The following is a 20187-nucleotide window of genomic DNA, read 5'->3' on the forward strand; positions in this document are numbered from 1 at the left end:
CCAAATCGCTTTATATCGAAGAATCTGTAATCCCTTGCTCTAACGATCCCAAAGTTGAAATTGTATGTCCCCAAAATAAGTCATGATCATTAAACGTGAAATAAAAAGAACCATCTTTGTCTAACAAAATCGTTTCTAGCTCTAATTTATCTATAAATTCTTGTGGTGTTAGGGGATCTTGATCTTCATGCAGCCACGAATCATTTTTTAATGGTAATAATTTAGCCACAGTAAATGCTAATATTCTCTCCATCCATTGGGATTGTTCAGCAAATAAGGGCTGGTTTTGGTCCAACAAGTAAGAAAAGGAATCTTCGTCAGTAGCATCTACATATAATGTTACTTTCTGATCCATCCACGAAGCGTGCCCTTCGAACCACTTGACAACATTATTAAAAACAAAGGCTCCCCATTGTGGATGATGAATAATTTGCGGCTTTATATCGTCCTCAAAGAATTTCTTACTTAATTCTTCATCGTTAATAGTTTCATTTAACGCAATCAATTCTGCCGTTTGATAATCTAAAAATCGTACCGTTATATACACTAAATCCTTGTCCCGTAATTTTTCAAATAAAGCGTCAAAATCCTCCTTGTTCAGATCTTTTTGAATACGTAAATTTTCTTCATAATTGTGACCATCAACTTCTTTCCACACTCTTAATACAAAATTTAACCTCCACAAAGACGATGACTCTGAAGGAGGATGGCGTTCCTCTCTAACCCCATCTTCATCAATCGCGCCAATAATATTTTTAACAAGCATCGTGTCTGTATCGACGGTTTGTGTTGTCATTTTGTATCCTTTGTCAAATATCGTGAGTTTATGCTTTATACCATTGTTCAGAAGCTTTTAATATCCTAACGACAAACAACATGACTGGGACTTCTACCAATACCCCAACAACCGTTGCAAGGGCTGCCCCAGAATGAAATCCAAATAGGCTGATTGCTGTGGCAACTGCCAGTTCAAAAAAATTACTTGCTCCGATTAATGCAGAAGGACATGCAACTTCATAACTTTCCCCAAACCATTTATTTAATCCATAGGCTAGGCTGGAAGTAAAAAGAACCTGAATTAAAATTGGAATTGCCAACATCAAAATAATAAATGGATGCTGAATGATTGCTTTACCCTGTAGAGCAAACAATAAAATTAACGTTAATAATAACGCCCCCATAGAGCAGTTTCCCATAATCCCCATAAAGGAATCAAAAAGATTCTGCCCTTTACGTAATAAAAATATTCTTAATCCTTGAGAGATAATCACGGGAATAATAATATAAATTGTTACAGAAATCAGTAGTGTATCCCAAGGCACCGTAATGGAGGATAATCCCAACAACATAGCAACAATTGGTGCAAAAGCAATAATCATAATCGTATCGTTTAATGCGACTTGGGATAATGTAAAATACGGATTGCCGTTGGTTAATCGGCTCCATATAAATACCATTGCAGTACAAGGTGCTGTGGCCAATAGAATTAACCCTGCCACATAACTATTTAATTGATCCGTTGGCAAAAAGCGGGCAAACACCACATATATAAAAAACCACCCCAACAAAGCCATGGAAAATGGTTTGATTGCCCAGTTAATGAATAAAGTTACACCAATGCCACGCCAATGTGCCCCAACCTGTGACAAAGAGCGAAAGTCGATTTTCATCAACATAGGAATAATCATAATCCAAATTAATATTCCTACTGGTATATTTACATGTGCAATTTCAATTGCTGCCAGTCGATGAAAAAAGTCAGAAAAAACCTTGCCTGCCCCAACACCAATAAAGATACACACCAAAACCCAAACCGTTAAATAACGTTCAAATATTTTCATGGAACATCTTCTTTAAATAATAACAAATTATTGAGGTTTGATCGCAATTGAAGGCAAATCTGTTTTAGGATCGACAATTTTTCCAGCTTCTTTACACTCAGAGTAACGATTAATCAGCATGGCTTGATGAGGACGCAGCAAAATCGTTATCTTTATCAATTCCTCCATCACATCAACAATACGATCATAATATGCCGAAGGCTTCATTCGTCCCTCTTCATCAAATTCCTGAAATGCTTTGGCAATGCTGGATTGGTTAGGAATGGTGAACATACGCATCCATCGCCCTAAAATCCGTAAATTATTCACAGAATTAAAGCTTTGCGACCCACCAGAAACTTGCATCACCGCCAAAGTACGACCTTGGGTCGGTCTAATCCCAGCAATTTGTAAAGGCAGGTGATCAATTTGTGCTTTCATTATACTGGAAATTTGACCATGACGTTCAGGACTGCACCATACGTGACCATCTGCCCATAATGCCAATTCCCGCAATTCATGAACAGCAGGATGATCATCATTAGGCACTTGATCGGGCATAGGTAAATCTGTTGGATTGAAAATGCGTGTTTGTGCACCAAAAAATTGTAAAATACGGGCGGCTTCTTCTATGGCTAATCTTGAATAAGATCTGGCACGCAAGGAGCCATATAATAATAAAATTTTAATTGGTGTTTCAGTCTGTTTTATTAAATCAAAGACAGAGCTTTGTCTTGCGATTTCTATATTCAATGCTGGTAAAACAGTGGGGTTCGATAAAGTAAGCACTCTTGACATTTATATATCCTTTGAACAAGACGCTGACAAATCATCACAAGGATGACCTGCACAACAATTTTCAGTTAAAAACTCAATTAGCGCCTTGGCTGTTTTAAAATTCGCTTGATAAATTATAAATCGCCCCTCTTGTTGCGCTATGATCATGTTGGCATGGACCAGTTCTTTAAGATGAAATGACAAAGATGATGGGGGGATTTGTAAGTGCTGACCGATTTGCCCCGCAGGCATCCCTTCGGGACCGGCCTGAATCAACGTTCTGAAGATGGCAAGACGAGACTCTTGCGCAAGGGCTGCTAAAGCAGTAATTGCATTTTTTATTTCCATATTTCGATAAATATAGAAATATGGAAATAAGTCAAGAAAAGATTATCATAATAATCACAAATAAAAAGGATAAACCATTTAAGGAAAAGACCTCGTTTGCTTATCCTAGGATAATTAATATAATATTACGCGCAATAAGATTGAAGCATCTGAATACTTTGCGTAACTTCACGCTTGATATCTTCGTAATCCCAATGGTTTAGTTCTGATGAAAAAGGCTCAAAAGCGTATATTCCCTGATACCCCTTTGCTTCCAGAATTTTGACTTGCTCACAGCTATTTAATTTTTCACCTTGGGATAACATAACGCGTTGCTCATCTTGAAGATGTTGCACTGTACAATCAGCCTTCACCCCTGACAAATGCACCAATCCAATGGAATTTACATCCAGTTTTTGCATATCTTGTTTAGAGTCTGGGTATAAATATTGATGAAACGTATCAACAACTAATTTAAAAGGAACATTAGCTTGTTTTATAAGTTCCTGAGCTTGAAATGCAGAGCGCAAAGAGCTTTCTGGAAAACCAAGCGGTTCAACAAGTCCTGCAATGCCATATTGTTTAAACAATTCTCCTAACTCTTGCAATGCATAGATAATTTTATCCTGAGGTATTGAAACACCTTCATTTAATGGACATAAAATAACAGCATTGATATCCAACGCCTGTGCCTCTTTAAGCATAGATAGGGTCAAATTACGTACCTGATCATCATAACGATTAAAAGGATAAATTGCGTTGATCGTTATAATTTGAATATCGTACGAGTTGGCCAATTCCTTAACTTGCTGATGGGTTAATGAGTCTGTAACCTTGCCACTGGGCATATCGTTACGTAACTCAACCTTATTGAGTCCAATTTCGTGAACCAGTTTGAAAAAGGTTGGAATATCCAACATAGGTGCAATTTTACGATTTAAACAAAACCGTTTCTTATCAATGGCCATTGCCAGTTTCCCCACTATAAAAGCTATAAAATATTTAGCGACTAATTGTTGCCTTTAACGCATCAACAGAGGTCTGAATACCTGCATCTGTAGACATGGTAAAATCCTCCATTTCCAGACTGACCCAATCGTTATACCCAACCATTCTTACAACTGAAAAAAACTCTTTCCACCATTGCAAATCTTTTCCAGCACCCACCGCTACATAATTCCAGCTGCGATTAGCGACATCTGTGACCTCTTTAAGCTCCAAAAGTCCATTTACGTCTGCCAGGCCTCGTTCAATGCGCGTATCCTTACCATGACAGTGATAAATTGCATCCCCCAACGCCCGTGCTGCGGCAATCGGATCTGCCCCCATCCATATCAAATGTGAAGGATCTAAATTCATTCCAATTTTTGGCCCAACAGCATTGCGCAAACGAAAGAGCGTTTCTGGATTCCAAACCAGCATGGCAGAAAAATTTTCCAACGCATATTTCTCTACTCCAACCGTGTCGGCCAGTTCCACCAAGTGATGCCACAGTGGAAACGCACGTTCTTCCCATTGATAACGATCACGCTCTGGCATCTCATTAGGCCAACTTTTGGTATAGACAAGCCAGTTTGGCACGGTATCCCCAGGTGCGGCCTCTGGCAGTCCTGACATTGTTACTATTTTCTTTACGCCAATTTCACCAGCCAAACGGATGGTATCTTCCATTTCTTTTAAATGACGTTTTCCCATATCCCCTGGATCCAATGGATTTGCCGAACAATTTAAAGCAGCAATTTCCAAACCACGCACTTTAATTTCGTGCAGCTTTTGTTTTAACAATCCCTTATCCGCCAACAATGCATCTGCACGAAAATGGGGGGCTCTGGACCAGCCACCACCCGTCATCTCAATACCTTCAATCCCAAGGGCTACACATTTATCCAGCATCTCGACAAACGATAAACTGGCCATAACATCAGTACAAATTGAAAGCTTCATCAAAAAGCCTTTCGCAACATAAATTATTTATAATCAACCCATACAGCTCCAGCATCTGCTGAACGTACGCAGTTTTCTAACCATCGCACCCCTTCTGTCCCCGCGGTAATACCAGGATAATGATGCGTGTTTAAAAATGAATGATCCCCTTTTTGAGCGGCGTCTATGGCCTGGGCAATCCAAAGATAGACATTGGACCAACTATCGCCTAATCCTTCGGTATGTAATGCACCCATTCGATCAATTTCATTGGTTTCATCTTCAAGATAAGGCATACCATGATGCAAAATCTGCACAGGTTCGCCTTGGATCTCGTAACTTAATTGATTGGGAAATGAATCTGTCCATTCCAGCGATGCTTTTGATCCTACAAATCGATAACGTTGAGAACGCATATTCCCTGCATCGACAGAAGAGACCCATAAATGTCCACGTGCACCATTATCGTAATGCATTAAGACCGTTGCATGATCTTCCAAGGGGGCACGCGTTGGAATAAATGCTTTGCGATCACACAATAATTTTTCTATTTTCAAGTGTGGCAACACTACTTCTGAAAGGTAATATAGATGTGTACCAATATCCCCCAACACAAACGTTGGACCTGAAGTTTTAGGATCAGTCCGCCATTTTTGTGCCTCGCTGGCGTTTACATCATCACCCGCATTAAATCCATGCGTATATTGTAAGTCAATAATACGAATATCACCTAACATTCCCTTTTTAATCATCTGCGCCATCTGACGGACCAATGGATGTCCCGTAAAACCGTACGTTACCCCAACGATCAGACCTTTGGATTGAGCAATTTTCTGTACTTCATCACACTCAGCAACAGTAAAGAAAAGAGGTTTTTCACAAATCACGTGTAACCCTGCCTCTAAGCAGGCTTTGGTAATTTCAAAATGTGTAAAATTAGGGGTTGCAATTGAGACAACCTCCACCCCGTCTGAACGACTGGTTTCTTTGGCAATTAATTCTTTATAATCCGCATAACAGCGATCAGCAGCCACCCCCAAGTGAACGCCAAAATCACGTCCACGTTCAACATCCAGATCAAATGCACCACAAACTAATTGATAGGTTCCATCCCGTAACGCCCCAGTACGATGTTTATATCCAACCTGTCCCGTTCGTCCACCACCGACCATACCCCAGCGCAATGGGCGCGAAATTTTTCTTTCACCATTTATCATTCACATAACCTTTTTTAAAAAACTTTAAACCTTTGAAATAAATAATTAATTTTAATCTTGATTCAGATTCCTAAACCCAGTTTTAATTTCTTCATCATAAATTCAGAAGACGCTTCAGGTTTATCAGACCATGCGAAAACAGCATTGGTGGCGATACCATCAAATTTCATAGCCTGTAGCCTTTTGAAAATTGTGTCAAAATCAACTTCACCTTCACCAATATTCAAATGTTGATGAATTGTTACCTGTGCATCAGGGGGATTAATAATATACCGCAATCCAAATGCTGCTTTATGATTAAACGTATCAGCAAATAAAACGTGATCTATTAAATCACCTGCTTCATCAAATTGCGCATTTATATCACCAACACCATCATCATAATAAAACGCATGTGCCGTCGAATAAACCAACTTGATCCACGGTTTATCCAAAGCACGGATCATATTCACCGCACCTGCATTTGTCTCAATGAAGTCATAGGGGTGCGCCTGCAGATTTAAACGAATACCTTCTTTTTCAAAAATGGGCAGCAATTCGTCCATTGAACGAATGAACATTTCTTCACACACGTCTTGTTTATATTTAGAGCCAGAAAACTCGCTATTCATTAGGTCAACCCCTAATTCCACAGCAATTTCAATTGCACGCTTCCAATTACGCACTGCTGCCTGACGGCGATCTTCTTCTGGTCCAGCCCAATGGTATAAAGGTAATAAAGAAGAAATTTTCACGCCTGTTTCAGCTAGTGTTTTTTTAACAGTTTGTATTGTTGCCTTATCAACTTTTGGAAAGCCATAAAATGGACAAAAATCTACCCGCGGTGACATTTCAATATATTCATAACCAAGGTCTGCAACCTTGTGAATCATTTCAACGATTGTTGTGTTATCTCTAAAATGACTGGGATCATATGCTAATTTCATTTTTGTTCCCCATAACAAAATTTATAAAATTATGATCGTCATATTTTTCTATTTGCATTACCGTAATAAAAAAATAATTCTATTTTCTTGCAAAATTTTCTTTTAATAGAAAAAAAATTCTATAACTATTGGTAAACAACATTTCAAAGAACGACAACAAGCAAATCGTTTTTTACAGATCAACTTATCTTGAATTTCAATTAAAAAACTTTATTGAAAACGAATAAAGAAAACAAATAGTTAAAATTTTATACCCTATGATATCTGGCCTCATATAGTTTACACAGCAGAACCAAAGAGCTTAATTACAGAATAACCAAGACATATTAAAAAATTAATACAACAACAATTAAAAACATGATTTGGCATTTGTCGGGATATAAAAAAGAGTACGCAATAACGCAGTTATTCTTCAAAGAATTAACTTAATCACTCTGTAAATATTAGTTTGCGACATATACATATCGCCTATGATAAAAAAAGTTATCCAAATCAACCCACCATATGCAATAAATAGATATCGTTAATGGGTATTATAAAAATAAGCTGTTAGATCTGCTTTGATTAAATAGTAACCTCATTGTTATTCATCCTAACAACAAACACAACGCTACGAATTCCATTATTCCCAAACGCATTACTACCACTTACACGCCTGAGGTGGTGGTGTAAGTGGTATGAACGAATTTTTCCTAAAATTATAAATTAATTTAAAAAATTGCTTTTCAATAGCAGGGAAATATCCTTCTTTCTCACAGGAAAGCCGATATAAACACCCATTTTCTGCAAAAACCAAGTCTCCTTGATCCCAATCTGCCCAGGTTAGGTTATGAAGCTGTAGGCAAATTTGATTATTGGAATCTAAAATGCAATAATCAAATTCTTGAAATGGTCTATTTTTCCTTGCTGTCCAGCGCCATATTTGTTGTAATTTGAAGCCATATTTATTTGTTTTTTCAAAAATTCTTACAGGATCGTAATACCAAGAACATCCCTTTTCAGCAGAGGCATAATGTCCCTTTCCCTCTTGTATTAATACCCACCCATCACGACATTGCGTATGATGATAAACATACCCATCTTCACCTCTTCCAGAATTTTCTCCGAAAAGTTTGATACGCATGTATGATGGCACAGAAAATCCATCTGCTAATTCTTGCTCATCCGCAAGATGATTTAATCTGATACAATTTTCATCATCAAATACACCGCCCCCACCCCATGTATTATCACCATGTTTCCAATAAGCTAGTGCCGTAAAAAAGGGAGGTTTTGAAACCATCGTGCCACAATACCCTTTCGAATCCATTCTTGATATGAAATAAATTAAATACTCCCCCGACGGGGACAAATCACAACGTTTTTCGTAAACGCGCCCTTTAAGCCATTGTCCATGTTCAAGAGTATCATTACGAAGATCCCAACGTACGAGCTGCACCCATTGATTTGGCCCTCGACGCAAAATAACTCCGACCCTCGCATCTCTTGCTAATATTCCATATAAGCGAGGTGCAGATATTGCAGTAAGCTTATATTCGCCTTTTTGATGATCTTGCACACTCATTGCCTTGCTCCCTTAGCAAATATAATCAAAAAAGAAGAAAATTCCAAAGATCGTTGCTTAATTCTAATTTAAATTGTTTAAAATACAAATAAATGTAACAACAAATATGAAACTGACCTTCACATATTTCATTTAAATAATTATAGTGTGATCGTTTATACAAAAAATATTTTAACTTTGCGCATTTAAGAAAGACGCTTATGACAGTTCGTACACGTTTTGCCCCAAGCCCCACAGGTTTACTTCATATTGGAAATGCTCGCGCAGCACTTTTCAATTATCTTTATGCGAAACATCATAATGGCCAATTTTTATTGCGTATCGAGGATACCGATCGAGAGCGATCCACCCAACAGGCAGTAGACGTTATTTTAGATGGACTGGCATGGATGGGATTAACCCCTGACGAAGAACCTGTTTATCAATCCACCCGCATTCAACGCCATCAAGAAGTTGCCTTACACTTACTTGAAACAGGAAAAGCTTATAAATGTTATTGCACACCTGAAGAATTGGCCGAAATGCGTGCTAAGGCCCAAGCCGAAGGAAAACCACCGCGTTATAACGGATACTGGCGCGATCGTGATCCAGCAGAAGCCCCCAAAAATGCACCTTATACCGTGCGAATCAAAGCCCCACGTGAAGGAAAAACAGTCATCCACGATTTGGTTCAAGGCGAAGTAACCGTTGCCAATATCGAACTGGACGATATGATTATTTTACGCGCTGATGGCACCCCAACCTATCAACATGCGGTCGTGTGTGATGATCATGATATGCAAATCACCCATGTTATTCGTGGGGACGATCATTTAACCAATACCTTCAGACAACTCATGATTTATCGCGCTATGGATTGGGATATTCCTCAATTTGCACATCTGCCATTAATCCATGGGCCAGACGGTGCAAAATTATCCAAACGTCATGGTGCAAGTTCCGTGGTGGAATTTCGTGACGAAGGTTACCTTCCAGAAGCTTTATGTAATTATTTGCTTAGATTGGGCTGGGGGCATGGTGACGATGAAATTCTTAACCGTGAACAGCAAATCGCTCTTTTTGACTTGGATGGAGTCGGACGATCTCCTTCGCGTATGGATTATGCAAAATTAACCCATATCAACGGATATTGGTTACGACAAGCTGACAATTTACGGCTGACAGCAGAAGTGATCTCCCGTTTATCATCCGCAAAAAATATTAACATAGACCCATTATATGAAAAACGTATTTTATTCTTAATGCCAGGATTAAAAGAACGGGCAAAAAACTTAACAGAACTTGCTGAAAGTGCGGCCTTCTTATGTGCCACTATCCCCTTAACCTTTACAGACAAAGCAAAAAAACTACTGAATGAAGATACTTATGCTATGCTAGGCAAACTTGCATCGCAACTTTCGGCCTTAACCCCTTTTACCAAAGAAACGATTAATCACTGTCTACATCAATTTGCAGAAACAGAAGGTCTAAAGTTGGGTAAAGTTGCCCAACCCTTACGTGCTGCGGTAACGGGCAGTACTATGTCGCCAGGAATTGATGATACATTACTTGCTTTGGGTAAAGACGAAGTTTTGGCCAGATTAGGAGCCATTACCAATGGATAATACCTTTGGACAACATTTCTTAGGGATTGAAGGACTAAGCTCTCAACATATAGAAATGCTGTTAGATCGTGCTGATAATTATGCTCTATTAAATCGTTCACGCAAAACACCCAGAACGCTTCTGAGAGAGCGCACGCTGATCACCTTGTTCTTTGAAAACAGCACTCGTACGCGTACTTCTTTCGAATTAGCAGGTAAGCGACTGGGGGCTGATGTTATTAATATGTCTGTTTCCTCCTCTTCAGTCAGCAAGGGCGAGACCTTGCTTGATACAGCATATACGTTAAACGCAATGCGTGCAGATTTGTTGATTATTCGTCATTCCCATTCTGGTGCGCCAGCCCTTTTGGCGCAAAAGGTCGACGCCAGTGTAATTAATGCGGGTGATGGCATGCATGAACATCCCACCCAGGCCCTGCTGGATGCCCTAACTATTCGCAGACATTTCGGCAGTCTATCAGGCTTAACAGTTGCTATCTGTGGCGATATTTTACACAGTCGCGTGGCACGATCAAACATTTTATTACTAAATACAATGGGGTGCCACGTCCGAGTTATTGGCCCACCAACCCTATTACCCTTGACCATCAGCAAAATGGGGGCAACTCCTTATTATTCAATGGATGAAGGCATTAAAGACGTTGATGTTATTATGATGCTGCGGATGCAACGTGAACGGATGCAAGCAGGATTAGTTCCCAGCCCCAGGGAATATTTCCGTTTCTTTGGCTTGGATCGCAGACGATTGAACCTAGCCAAACCAGGGGCTTTGGTTATGCATCCTGGGCCATTAAATCGTGGTGTTGAAATCGATAGCAATGTTGCTGACGATCCACAGCAAAGTGTTATTCAGGAACAAGTTGAAATGGGTGTTGCAGTTAGAATGGCCGTTCTTGAAAAATTCTCTCATATAAAGGCACAGCCATGAAACCCTTACTTTTTACCAATGTGCGCTTAATTGACCCAAAATCCGATATCGATCAGCCTGGGCGATTACTCGTAAAAGACGGCATCATCGCTGGCATTGATTTACCAGATAGTGAAGGCAAACCAGAGGAATGTGACGTAATTGATGGTCAGGGTGCTGTTTTATGCCCTGGGTTGGTCGATATGCGTGTCACTGTTGGTGAACCTGGATATGAGTATCGTGAAACCATTGCCACCGCTGCCCAAGCTGCGGCCGCAGGTGGGATCACAACAATGGCTATTTTACCTAACACTAAGCCTGCCATCGACAACCCTGCTTTGGTTTCTGTGTTAAAAGCCAAGGGTGATGAAACTGGCTCTGTTACTATTTTACCCTATGGTGCTTTGACCGTAGGCTGTGAAGGCAAAGAAATGGCTGAAATCGGTTTGCTTCACGAAGCAGGTGCCATTGCCTTTACAGATGGAAATAAAGCCGTTGAAAATACCCGTTTGATGATGCTGACCATGTCTTATGCACATGGATATAATTGTCTAGTTGTACAACATCCAGAAGATCCCTCTTTGGCCAAAAATGGCAGTGCTACACGAGGTGAACTAGCAACCAGGCTGGGGTTACCCTCTATTCCTGCAGCGGCTGAGGCCATTATGATTGCGCGCGATTTACGATTGGCAGAACTCACCAAATGCCATTTACATTTTGGGCATGTCTCTACCGCAGAAGGGTTAGAACTAATTCGTCAAGCAAAACAACGTGGCTTACCCATAAGTTGTGATACTGCACCGATGTATTTTGACCTAAATGAAGAAGCAATCGGTGACTTCCGTACCTATGCCAAACTTTCCCCTCCTTTACGTTCTGAAGAAGATCGGCAAGCCGTGTGCCAAGCCTTGGCTGACGGTACAATTGATGCCATTGCCTCGGATCATTTACCTCGTGACGTTGATGATAAACGCCTACCTTTTGCCGAAGCCGCAGCAGGAGGCACTGGACTGGTCACTTTACTCAGTGTGACCTTAACACGGGTTAAAGAAAAAACATTAACTTTACCCCAAGCTTTATCTCTATTAACCCACCGCCCTGCGGAATTGTTGAAACAATCTTGTGGAACCTTGGAAAAAAATCAGCCTGCAGATTTGTGTATGTTTGATCCAGAAAAAACCTGGCTAGTTGAGGCAGGTATTTTGCCTGGGCGTGCGCAAAACACCCCTTTTGATAACCGTGTCTTACCAGGTGTTGTGACTGGAACTTGGAAAATGGGCCGCAAAGTTTATGAAAAGGCTTTATCGTGATTTGGCATGTTCCTAATTTTGCATGGCCGTTGATGGCTGGCGTTGCCTTCATTGCTTACTTGATTGGAAGCATTCCCTTTGGCATGCTAATCACCCAAATTAGTGGGGTTGGTGATATTCGTAAAATAGGCTCTGGAAATATTGGGGCAACCAATGTTTTACGAACTGGGAGCAAAAAGCTTGCAGCTCTGACCCTGCTTTGTGATATGGGAAAAGGTGCTTTTGCTGTTTTATGTGCCTATATATTTTGTGTTTCATACACTTCACAAGCTGAAGCATTGGCAGCAATATGCGTAGTAATTGGTCATTGTTTTCCAATCTGGTTAGGATTTAAAGGGGGAAAAGGAGTTGCAACAGGTTTGGGTGCAGCACTAGCATTAACGCCTTTTGCTGGTATTTTATGCTGTATCGTATGGCTATTAGGGGCAAAATTATCCAAAATTTCATCTGTTGGCGCGCTATCTGCATTTGTTGCATGGCCTTTATTGGTAATTATTTTTAACCAATTTGATTTGCAAACTCCATTGGTTTTTCCTGCCTTAGTCATCAGCTTGTTAGTGATGTGGCGACATCAAGCCAATATTCATCGTCTGATTAATAATACAGAACCTCGTATTGGTGAAAAAAAAGAGCAATCTCCCCCTTCATCCAATGAATAAACTTTCCTCCAGTCATTTATCAATCCAAAGCCTCAGCGATCACCTTAGGTTAGCCCGAACCGAAGGGGTCGGTGCTAATCGATATCATCAATTATTAAAACATTATAAATCAGCTGCTGCCGCTCTTGAGGCGCTGCCCACCCTACGAAGGGGGAAGGATCCAAATAAGAAATTTGTTATTCCCCCTATTTCCTCTATTATGAAGGAAATAGAAAAAACATTTGAATATTCTGGTCAATTTCTGATCCACGGGTATATGGATTATCCCCCTTTATTATCTCAACTCAATGATGCACCCCCTGTGTTAACCGTCCTAGGGAATCCTGATCTTTTACATAAACCTAATGTTGCGATTGTTGGTGCCAGAAACGCCTCTATCCATGGTATAAAAATAGCAGAAAATTTAGCAGCAGATCTTTCGTCCCATAAAATTGGTATAATTTCTGGTTTAGCAAGAGGAATTGATCAAGCTGCCCATAAAGGGGCATTATATACGGGATTTACCATTGCTGCCATTGCTTGTGGGATTGATATAACCTACCCTTCTGAACATCTAAAACTACAACAGGAAATCGCACAAAAAGGGGTTATTATTTCTGAATTCCCTTTTGGAACAGCCCCCCAAGCTGCCCATTTTCCTAGAAGAAACCGCTTGATTGCAGGATTATGTCATGGTTGTGTTGTGATAGAGGCCGCACTTAATTCAGGCAGTTTGATCACAAGCAAAATGGCCCTTAACTATCACAAACCTATTTTTGCAGTACCTGGATCGCCCTTGGACCCACGGTGTCGTGGCAGTAATAATTTATTGAGGATGGGGGCCGTTTTAACGGAAAATGCCTTGGATGTTTTATCAGAGCTTCCCGAATTTTCCCCTAATCCAATTCATGGCATAAATAATCAAGATTTATTTTCAACTTCGTTAATTACTCAACCCGACGCTAATCCTTCCAATAATTTTACACAACCACCTGATAATCCTGAGGATTATATTTTGTCTTTGCTCTCTTCTTCCCCTGTGCCAATTGATACACTTATTCGAGACCTTCCTTATTCGACACCTGAAATTTTGGGGACACTGACTGTTTTGGAAATAAATAATAAAATTATTTTTCAGCAAAACGGATATATCCTGAATTATAAATAACCCTTTGACAAAAAAAATCTTTTATACATTTTTACAAAAACTATATTGACCTGAACCCAAGAAAATAAAAATAATAATTGCTTCTTGTTCAATAAACGCTAGTATCCTTATTTTTATATCTTTACTTTACATCTATTCCTCGTCTGGAGACAAAATGACAGACGTCATTATAGTAGAATCGCCTGCCAAGGCTAAAACAATTAACAAATATCTTGGCAATCAATTTACCGTTCTTGCCTCTTTTGGACATGTCAGAGACCTTCCACCCAAAGATGGCAGTGTGCGTCCAGAAGAAAATTTTGCAATGGACTGGCAAGCTGATGAACGCGGAACAAAACAGATTAAAGCCATCGCACAAGCACTAAAAGGTGCGAAAAACCTTTATCTTGCCACTGACCCTGACCGTGAAGGAGAGGCTATTTCATGGCATGTTCGCGCAATGTTAGAAGAAAAAAAGCTTCTTAAAAATATTAATGTTGAACGCATTACTTTTAATGAAATCACCAAACAAGCCGTTCAACATGCAATCAAAAATCCTCGTCAGCTTGACCAACCCCTAATCGAAGCCTATTTGGCGCGACGTGCATTGGATTATTTGGTAGGATTTACATTATCCCCAGTATTGTGGAGAAAATTACCAGGATCACGCAGCGCAGGACGCGTACAATCTGTTGCTTTACGTTTAATTTGTGAACGAGAAGCTGAAATTGAAATCTTCCAATCAAAAGAATATTGGACGATTGGTGGTACTTTTTTAACCCCTTCTAACGAGACGTTCCAAGCAAAATTAACCCATTTTAATGGAAAAAAACTAGAACAATTTGATCTTAACAACGAAACACTTGCCAAAGAAGCATGCTCTGCTGTTCAACAAGAACAATTTTCTGTTCACACTGTCGAACGAAAAAAAACAAAACGTAACCCTGCCCCACCCTTTACAACGTCAACTTTACAACAGGAATCTTCAAAAAAATTGCATATGAGTGCACAAAACACTATGCGCACAGCCCAGCAATTGTACGAAGGTATTGAACTTGATGGGGAAACGATTGGGCTAATTACTTATATGCGAACCGATGGCGTGCAAATAGCTAATGAAGCTATCCATGCTATTCGTGACTATATTAATGGTCACTTTGGCAAAGCATACTTACCGAATACTGCGCGTAAATACACCAGCAAAGCTAAAAATGCCCAAGAGGCACACGAAGCTATTCGTCCCACTAATATTGATTATACACCTGACCAAGTTGCACGTTACCTGTCCCCAGATCAAAAACGATTGTATGAATTAATCTGGAAACGTGCGGTTGCTAGTCAGATGCAATCCGCAGAACTTGATCAAGTTGCAGTTACTTTAGCAACCTTAAACAAGGATCATCTTTTCAGAGCCACTGGATCAATGGTTACCTTTGACGGTTTTCTGAAACTTTATACAGACACTTTCGAAGAGCATGATAAAGAAAGTTCTAAACAAGAACGTTTTTCTATGCTGCCCTTAATGAAAGAAAATGATCCCGTTAAGACTCAAAAGATTTTACCTGAACAGCATTTCACCCAACCCCCACCCCGATACAGCGAGGCCTCACTAGTTAAAAAGATGGAGGAACTAGGGATTGGTCGTCCGTCAACCTATGCCTCTATATTGGGAGTTTTGCGCGATCGGGATTATGTAACTCTAGAAAATCGTTATTTTGTTCCCCAAGATCGGGGCAGATTGGTTACTGCCTTTTTAACATCTTTTTTTAAACGATATGTAGATGTCGATTTTACAGCAAATTTAGAAGAACGTCTTGACGACATTTCTGATAGCAAAACAAACTGGAAAACTGTCTTACAAGATTTCTGGAATGATTTTTCTAAGGCTGTAGAGCAAACAAAAGACTTAAAAATATCTGATGTTATCGATGCTTTAGATGAAGATCTTGGGGCTCATTTCTTTACCCCAACAAAAGATGGTTCTGATCCCAGATCTTGTCCGGCATGCGATGATGGCAAACTTCATCTTAAACTGGGACGTTATGGAGCTTTTATAGGATGCTCAAATTATCCAGAATGTCAATATACCCGTAAACTAACCGTTGATGGGGGGAATAATGAAGAAGACGATACCCTAAAAGATGGGGTTCGTATTTTGGGTAACGATCCTCAAACCAATGAACCAGTCACAATCAAACGCGGGCCTTGGGGGCTTTATATTCAATTAGGTGAAGCCGACCCTGAGGACAAAAAGAAAAAGCCCAAGCGTGCAACCATTCCCCCCGGAATGGATGGAAACACTATTACCTTTGAACAAGCGTTAGGTTTATTATCATTACCCAGAAAACTAGGGGAGTATCCGGAAACGGGTGAAAAAATCGAAGCAGGATTAGGTCGTTTTGGCCCCTATATTAAAATGGGCAGCATCTTTGCCTCTTTAAACAAAGACGAAAACGTATTGACCGTTGATTTACCTAGGGCATTAGAAGTCATAGAAAAAAAAATGGCTTCTATTCGCAATCTAGGTCCACATCCTAAAGATAACGAACCTATTTTCATACGTAAAGGACGTTTTGGTTTTTATATACAACATAAAAAAACCGTTGCCCCCTTACCCAAAGGGAATGATGGTAATGAATTAACCATTGAACAAGCAGTAGCCCTGCTGGAAGAAAAAGGGAAAGCACCCAAAGCTCAGAAAAAACGGAGCACGACAAAAAAAGCTAGTGCTAAAAAAACCACAACAAAAAAAAGCGATCAAAAAAAATAATACTGTAAAACAGATTATTATCCCTCTATAATGTGATAATAATCTGTGTTTTTTTTACCATACTTAATAAATAGAATATGAAATTATTTATATTCATTTTTGTAAAACATAAACCTAAGATTATATTCAGTAGCTAATGTAGTTTTAACTTGTCCTTGGAGACTTACAATTTCCCTCCTGTTACGACAAACGACCATTCCATTTACGATTGACGATCTAATACAAGGTATTTGTTATATTTCGATAAGATGTAAATGGTTCTTAAGGATGCTTCTTATCATTGCGTTTATAACCGCAATGAGTTGTTCTATTGCTTTGTCTCAAACACCATCCTCCGCACAGGTCTCAAGTAAAAGTTTTAATAAAAACACATATATTAATGTTATTGCTACTGCTTTAACGTTTCTGCAACCTAGAACCCTAGAAGAACATACAGCAAAACAACTATGCTTGTGGGGGTTAAGCGGATTAAACGCTATCGACCCCGCCTTTTCTCTTAAAGAAGAACAAAATCATTTAAATCTCTATCAAGCTCAAAATTTAATTTACAGCGCGGTCCTTCCTCCTACTCCTTCACCTGTGGCACCTGATAAGATCAAGCAATGGTCGAAAATTGTTGTCGATATGTGGTCAGCAGCTTGGGATCATTCAGACATTATTCGATCGGCTGGTGAACAAGGCGTTATTCAAGCTTTTTTTGATGAATTATTTGACCATATGGACCCCTATTCACGATATGTTGGCCCCAGTTCAGCATCAAATGATCGTGATGCCCGCGATGGCGGTGAAGCAAGTGCTGGAATATCCGTGACTAAACGCGGGAATTCCTTTATTATTTCGTCTATTAACACCAATGGTCCTGCATGGGACAGTGGTATTTTAGTGGGGCAACGTTTATATAAAGTTGACAATAAAAGCACGACTAAACAATCTTTGGACACTGTATCAAAATGGTTAAGAGGACCTGAGAATTCATCAATAAGCCTTACAGTGGGTTTCCCTAGAAAAAAGAAAATTCAAACATTTCATTTAAAAAGAGAAGCTGTTCCCCCTGCAACGGTTTTTGCTTTTACCAGTGATAATATTATTATCCTTAAAGTGACTTCTTTTTCTACATACACCGCTGAAGAAATCAGCCAATATCTAGATCAAGCCACACAAGACATGAAAATCAAAGGGCTAATTATTGATTTAAGAGGAAATAGAGGTGGTGTTTTACAGCAAGCTATTACCAGTGCAGCTTTATTATTAAATCAAGGCATAGCCGCCACGACCCAAGGCCGTAACCCAGATGCAAATCACGTTTGGGCAGTCCAAGGAGGGGATTTAACTGAAAATGTTCCTATTGCTGTTTTAGTCGATGGACATACAGCAAGTGCAGCAGAAATTTTGGCAGCGGCCCTAGCTGATCATAAAAGAGCAGTTGTGATCGGCAGTTCGACATTGGGTAAAGGGCTAGTGCAAACTATTGCCCAACTACCCGATAACAGTGAATTATTCGTTACGTGGAGTCGAGTTCTAGCCCCTCTTGGATGGCCTATACAAGGATTGGGTATTATTCCTCAAATCTGTACCAGCCGTGGACAGCAATTTCTTGATCAACAGCTAGCGAATTTGAAATCAATACAAGCTTCCCCTTCTACATATGCGCAAGATGTTCTTGCTTCACGTAAGGCTAAATATCCCATCCCTCAAAAAATGCTTTTGCGTTTACGCAGTGCATGCCCTTCTGCATTGGGAACAGACGTGGATTTAGACGTTGCACATACAATTATTTTGAAACCAGAAATTTATAAACAGGCAATTGATCTTATTCCCAATTGAGCAACGTATGATGGAATAAATTTTAAATATCGTGAACAATATTATAAATTTTTTACCGATCCTCTCCCGTCTTTTTTATTAGATGGAACTTAAAGAATGTGACCTTTGAATGACAAAAACAAAATTTTTATTTAAAAACCGTTTTTTTACTTCTTTCTTGAACAAAAACACGCTATCCAATCCAATTGAGTATTCTGCTAAACCTTGCGGCAGATTGTTACAAGTCAGGAGTTTAAAGGTTAAGATGAATTTACGGTTTCGTCTCTTTGCAACATCATTATTAAGCCTTTCAGCAGCTCTTTGTGGAACATCATTTTTATCAACAACCGCAAAAGCCCAACCCGTGCAAGGCTTATATGTGACAGGATCTGGCGGAGCCAGCTTTAATCAAGATCAAGTTGTTCGTCTTAATCCCATTATGCCCGGTGGCCGCGATAAATATAGTACAGGTGCAACAGCTGTTACCAGTTTGGGATATGGCCTGGGGAATGGATTTCGCATTGAAGTTGAAGGTAATTATCGAAACAATCCTTTAAAATACCAAAATCTTGGTACCTATAAAGCAAGAGGTGAAGGTCGTCAGCAAACCTACGGTGTTATGGTTAATGCTCTTTTTGATATGGATATTGGAAACCCGTATATATTCCCCTATTTTGGTGCGGGTATAGGATATGGTTGGTCAACAATGAACGGGGTAAAATTACATACTTCTGATAACCGTTTGACCGAACATTTGGGGGGAACATTTGGGAACTTCTCTTATCAAGCTATTGGTGGGTTATCATTTCCAACGCCTTGGGTTGTTGGATTATCTTTTATTACAGAATATCGTTTTTGGACCATGCTGGCCCCTCAAAGCCATACAGCAGATGTATGGGGAACCCAAGGCGGATATAATACCACCCATAGCTATAGCTATAATCGCGGAAACAGAGATACAACAACTTATTTTAATCACTCTATTATGTTGGGATTAAGATATGAATTCAACCCTGCCCCTCCTCCTTCGACCACTATTGATAAAGCACCAACGGTGCCAGAGTCTAGAAAGTCACGAACCTATCTCGTGTTCTTTGCTTGGGACAGTTATGATCTTAATGACCGCAGCAGATCAATCGTAAAAGAAGCAGCACAAGCATATAACAGTGTCAGAACTACACGCATAGAAGCTGATGGATATACTGATACGTCATCTGCCCCCAATGAACGAGGAAAACGATATAATATCGCACTTTCATTAAAAAGAGCAAAAATGATCAAAGCAGAGTTAATTAAAAATGGTGTTCCTGCCACAGATATCGATATTCATGGTTATGGTTCAGATAATCCTTTGGTTAAAACGGGACCAAATGTTCGTGAACCTCAAAATCGTCGTGTTGAAATTATTTTACATTAATTATCATTATCATGGTCTTATAAAAAAGGTAGCTTGA

Annotated in this window: 17 protein-coding genes; 8 read left to right on the forward strand and 9 right to left on the reverse strand. The window is 39.7% G+C overall.

Features of this window, described 5'->3' with window-relative positions; all coding sequences use genetic code 11:
* Nucleotides 1-10: 10 nt before the first annotated feature.
* From QJV27_RS03805 to QJV27_RS03845, 9 genes are all read right to left on the reverse strand, one after another.
* Complete coding sequence (locus tag QJV27_RS03805) at nt 11-796, reverse strand: DUF2262 domain-containing protein (protein ID WP_281447646.1); 786 nt, start codon at nt 794-796, stop codon at nt 11-13.
* Nucleotides 797-824: 28 nt separating this feature from the next.
* Entirely contained in the window at nt 825-1841 is a 1017-nt protein-coding gene (arsB, locus tag QJV27_RS03810) for an ACR3 family arsenite efflux transporter (protein ID WP_281447647.1), read from the reverse strand.
* 27 nt (nt 1842-1868) lie between these two features.
* Nucleotides 1869-2618: an arsenical resistance protein ArsH gene (gene arsH / locus QJV27_RS03815; RefSeq protein WP_281447648.1), complete on the reverse strand. Its 750-nt coding sequence runs from the start codon at nt 2616-2618 to the stop codon at nt 1869-1871.
* Nucleotides 2619-2945, reverse strand: coding sequence for an ArsR/SmtB family transcription factor (locus tag QJV27_RS03820; protein ID WP_281447649.1), 327 nt, complete (start codon nt 2943-2945; stop codon nt 2619-2621).
* Nucleotides 2946-3070: 125 nt separating this feature from the next.
* On the reverse strand, nt 3071-3892 hold the full coding sequence (locus QJV27_RS03825) for a TIM barrel protein (RefSeq protein ID WP_281447650.1): 822 nt from the start codon (nt 3890-3892) through the stop codon (nt 3071-3073).
* A gap of 34 nt (nt 3893-3926) precedes the next feature.
* Nucleotides 3927-4868 (reverse strand): sugar phosphate isomerase/epimerase family protein, encoded by a 942-nt coding sequence (locus QJV27_RS03830; protein ID WP_281447651.1) that lies wholly within the window; start codon nt 4866-4868, stop codon nt 3927-3929.
* Between the two features lie 23 nt (nt 4869-4891).
* Nucleotides 4892-6064: a Gfo/Idh/MocA family protein gene (locus tag QJV27_RS03835; RefSeq protein ID WP_281447652.1), complete on the reverse strand. Its 1173-nt coding sequence runs from the start codon at nt 6062-6064 to the stop codon at nt 4892-4894.
* Nucleotides 6065-6126: 62 nt separating this feature from the next.
* The gene (locus QJV27_RS03840; RefSeq protein ID WP_281447653.1) at nt 6127-6990 is read right to left on the reverse strand and encodes a sugar phosphate isomerase/epimerase family protein; all 864 of its coding nucleotides are present in this window, start codon (nt 6988-6990) and stop codon (nt 6127-6129) included.
* A gap of 640 nt (nt 6991-7630) precedes the next feature.
* Nucleotides 7631-8554 carry a hypothetical protein gene (locus QJV27_RS03845; protein WP_281447654.1) on the reverse strand — a complete coding sequence of 308 codons (924 nt, stop codon included), beginning with the start codon at nt 8552-8554 and terminating at the stop codon, nt 7631-7633.
* 200 nt (nt 8555-8754) lie between these two features.
* On the opposite strand from QJV27_RS03845, the gene gltX reads away from it, so the two are divergent.
* The 8 genes from gltX (at nt 8755) to QJV27_RS03885 (ending at nt 20150) form a co-directional block, all read left to right on the forward strand.
* On the forward strand, nt 8755-10158 hold the full coding sequence (gene gltX, locus QJV27_RS03850; RefSeq protein WP_281447655.1) for a glutamate--tRNA ligase: 1404 nt from the start codon (nt 8755-8757) through the stop codon (nt 10156-10158).
* The gene (locus QJV27_RS03855; protein ID WP_281447656.1) at nt 10151-11086 is read left to right on the forward strand and encodes an aspartate carbamoyltransferase catalytic subunit; all 936 of its coding nucleotides are present in this window, start codon (nt 10151-10153) and stop codon (nt 11084-11086) included. Before gltX ends, QJV27_RS03855 begins: the two co-directional genes overlap by 8 nt.
* Nucleotides 11083-12375: a dihydroorotase gene (locus QJV27_RS03860; RefSeq protein ID WP_281447657.1), complete on the forward strand. Its 1293-nt coding sequence runs from the start codon at nt 11083-11085 to the stop codon at nt 12373-12375. Before QJV27_RS03855 ends, QJV27_RS03860 begins: the two co-directional genes overlap by 4 nt.
* 32 nt (nt 12376-12407) lie before the next feature.
* Nucleotides 12408-13034 carry a glycerol-3-phosphate 1-O-acyltransferase PlsY gene (gene plsY, locus QJV27_RS03865; protein ID WP_408869635.1) on the forward strand — a complete coding sequence of 209 codons (627 nt, stop codon included), beginning with the start codon at nt 12408-12410 and terminating at the stop codon, nt 13032-13034.
* Nucleotides 12994-14181, forward strand: coding sequence for a DNA-processing protein DprA (gene dprA, locus QJV27_RS03870; RefSeq protein WP_346771194.1), 1188 nt, complete (start codon nt 12994-12996; stop codon nt 14179-14181). Before plsY ends, dprA begins: the two co-directional genes overlap by 41 nt.
* Nucleotides 14182-14335: 154 nt before the next feature.
* Nucleotides 14336-16930, forward strand: a complete 2595-nt coding sequence (gene topA / locus QJV27_RS03875) for a type I DNA topoisomerase (protein ID WP_281447659.1) — start codon at nt 14336-14338, stop codon at nt 16928-16930.
* A gap of 267 nt (nt 16931-17197) precedes the next feature.
* Nucleotides 17198-18754: a S41 family peptidase gene (locus tag QJV27_RS03880; RefSeq protein ID WP_281447660.1), complete on the forward strand. Its 1557-nt coding sequence runs from the start codon at nt 17198-17200 to the stop codon at nt 18752-18754.
* Between the two features lie 244 nt (nt 18755-18998).
* Nucleotides 18999-20150, forward strand: a complete 1152-nt coding sequence (locus QJV27_RS03885; RefSeq protein ID WP_281448967.1) for an OmpA family protein — start codon at nt 18999-19001, stop codon at nt 20148-20150.
* Nucleotides 20151-20187 lie beyond the last annotated feature (37 nt).

The sequence above is a fragment of the Commensalibacter oyaizuii genome, assembly GCF_029953265.1.
Taxonomy (GTDB): domain Bacteria; phylum Pseudomonadota; class Alphaproteobacteria; order Acetobacterales; family Acetobacteraceae; genus Commensalibacter; species Commensalibacter oyaizuii.

Coding starts and splice junctions, on each gene's coding strand:
- QJV27_RS03835 (WP_281447652.1), bottom strand. CDS start 6,064: ATGATAAATGGTGAAAGAAAAATTTCGCGCCCATTGCGCTGGGGTATG.
- arsH (WP_281447648.1), bottom strand. CDS start 2,618: ATGTCAAGAGTGCTTACTTTATCGAACCCCACTGTTTTACCAGCATTG.
- QJV27_RS03860 (WP_281447657.1), top strand. CDS start 11,083: ATGAAACCCTTACTTTTTACCAATGTGCGCTTAATTGACCCAAAATCC.
- arsB (WP_281447647.1), bottom strand. CDS start 1,841: ATGAAAATATTTGAACGTTATTTAACGGTTTGGGTTTTGGTGTGTATC.
- QJV27_RS03880 (WP_281447660.1), top strand. CDS start 17,198: ATGCTTCTTATCATTGCGTTTATAACCGCAATGAGTTGTTCTATTGCT.
- QJV27_RS03840 (WP_281447653.1), bottom strand. CDS start 6,990: ATGAAATTAGCATATGATCCCAGTCATTTTAGAGATAACACAACAATC.
- plsY (WP_408869635.1), top strand. CDS start 12,408: ATGGCTGGCGTTGCCTTCATTGCTTACTTGATTGGAAGCATTCCCTTT.
- QJV27_RS03855 (WP_281447656.1), top strand. CDS start 10,151: ATGGATAATACCTTTGGACAACATTTCTTAGGGATTGAAGGACTAAGC.
- QJV27_RS03885 (WP_281448967.1), top strand. CDS start 18,999: ATGAATTTACGGTTTCGTCTCTTTGCAACATCATTATTAAGCCTTTCA.
- QJV27_RS03830 (WP_281447651.1), bottom strand. CDS start 4,868: ATGAAGCTTTCAATTTGTACTGATGTTATGGCCAGTTTATCGTTTGTC.
- topA (WP_281447659.1), top strand. CDS start 14,336: ATGACAGACGTCATTATAGTAGAATCGCCTGCCAAGGCTAAAACAATT.
- QJV27_RS03845 (WP_281447654.1), bottom strand. CDS start 8,554: ATGAGTGTGCAAGATCATCAAAAAGGCGAATATAAGCTTACTGCAATA.
- QJV27_RS03825 (WP_281447650.1), bottom strand. CDS start 3,892: ATGGCCATTGATAAGAAACGGTTTTGTTTAAATCGTAAAATTGCACCT.
- QJV27_RS03805 (WP_281447646.1), bottom strand. CDS start 796: ATGACAACACAAACCGTCGATACAGACACGATGCTTGTTAAAAATATT.
- gltX (WP_281447655.1), top strand. CDS start 8,755: ATGACAGTTCGTACACGTTTTGCCCCAAGCCCCACAGGTTTACTTCAT.
- QJV27_RS03820 (WP_281447649.1), bottom strand. CDS start 2,945: ATGGAAATAAAAAATGCAATTACTGCTTTAGCAGCCCTTGCGCAAGAG.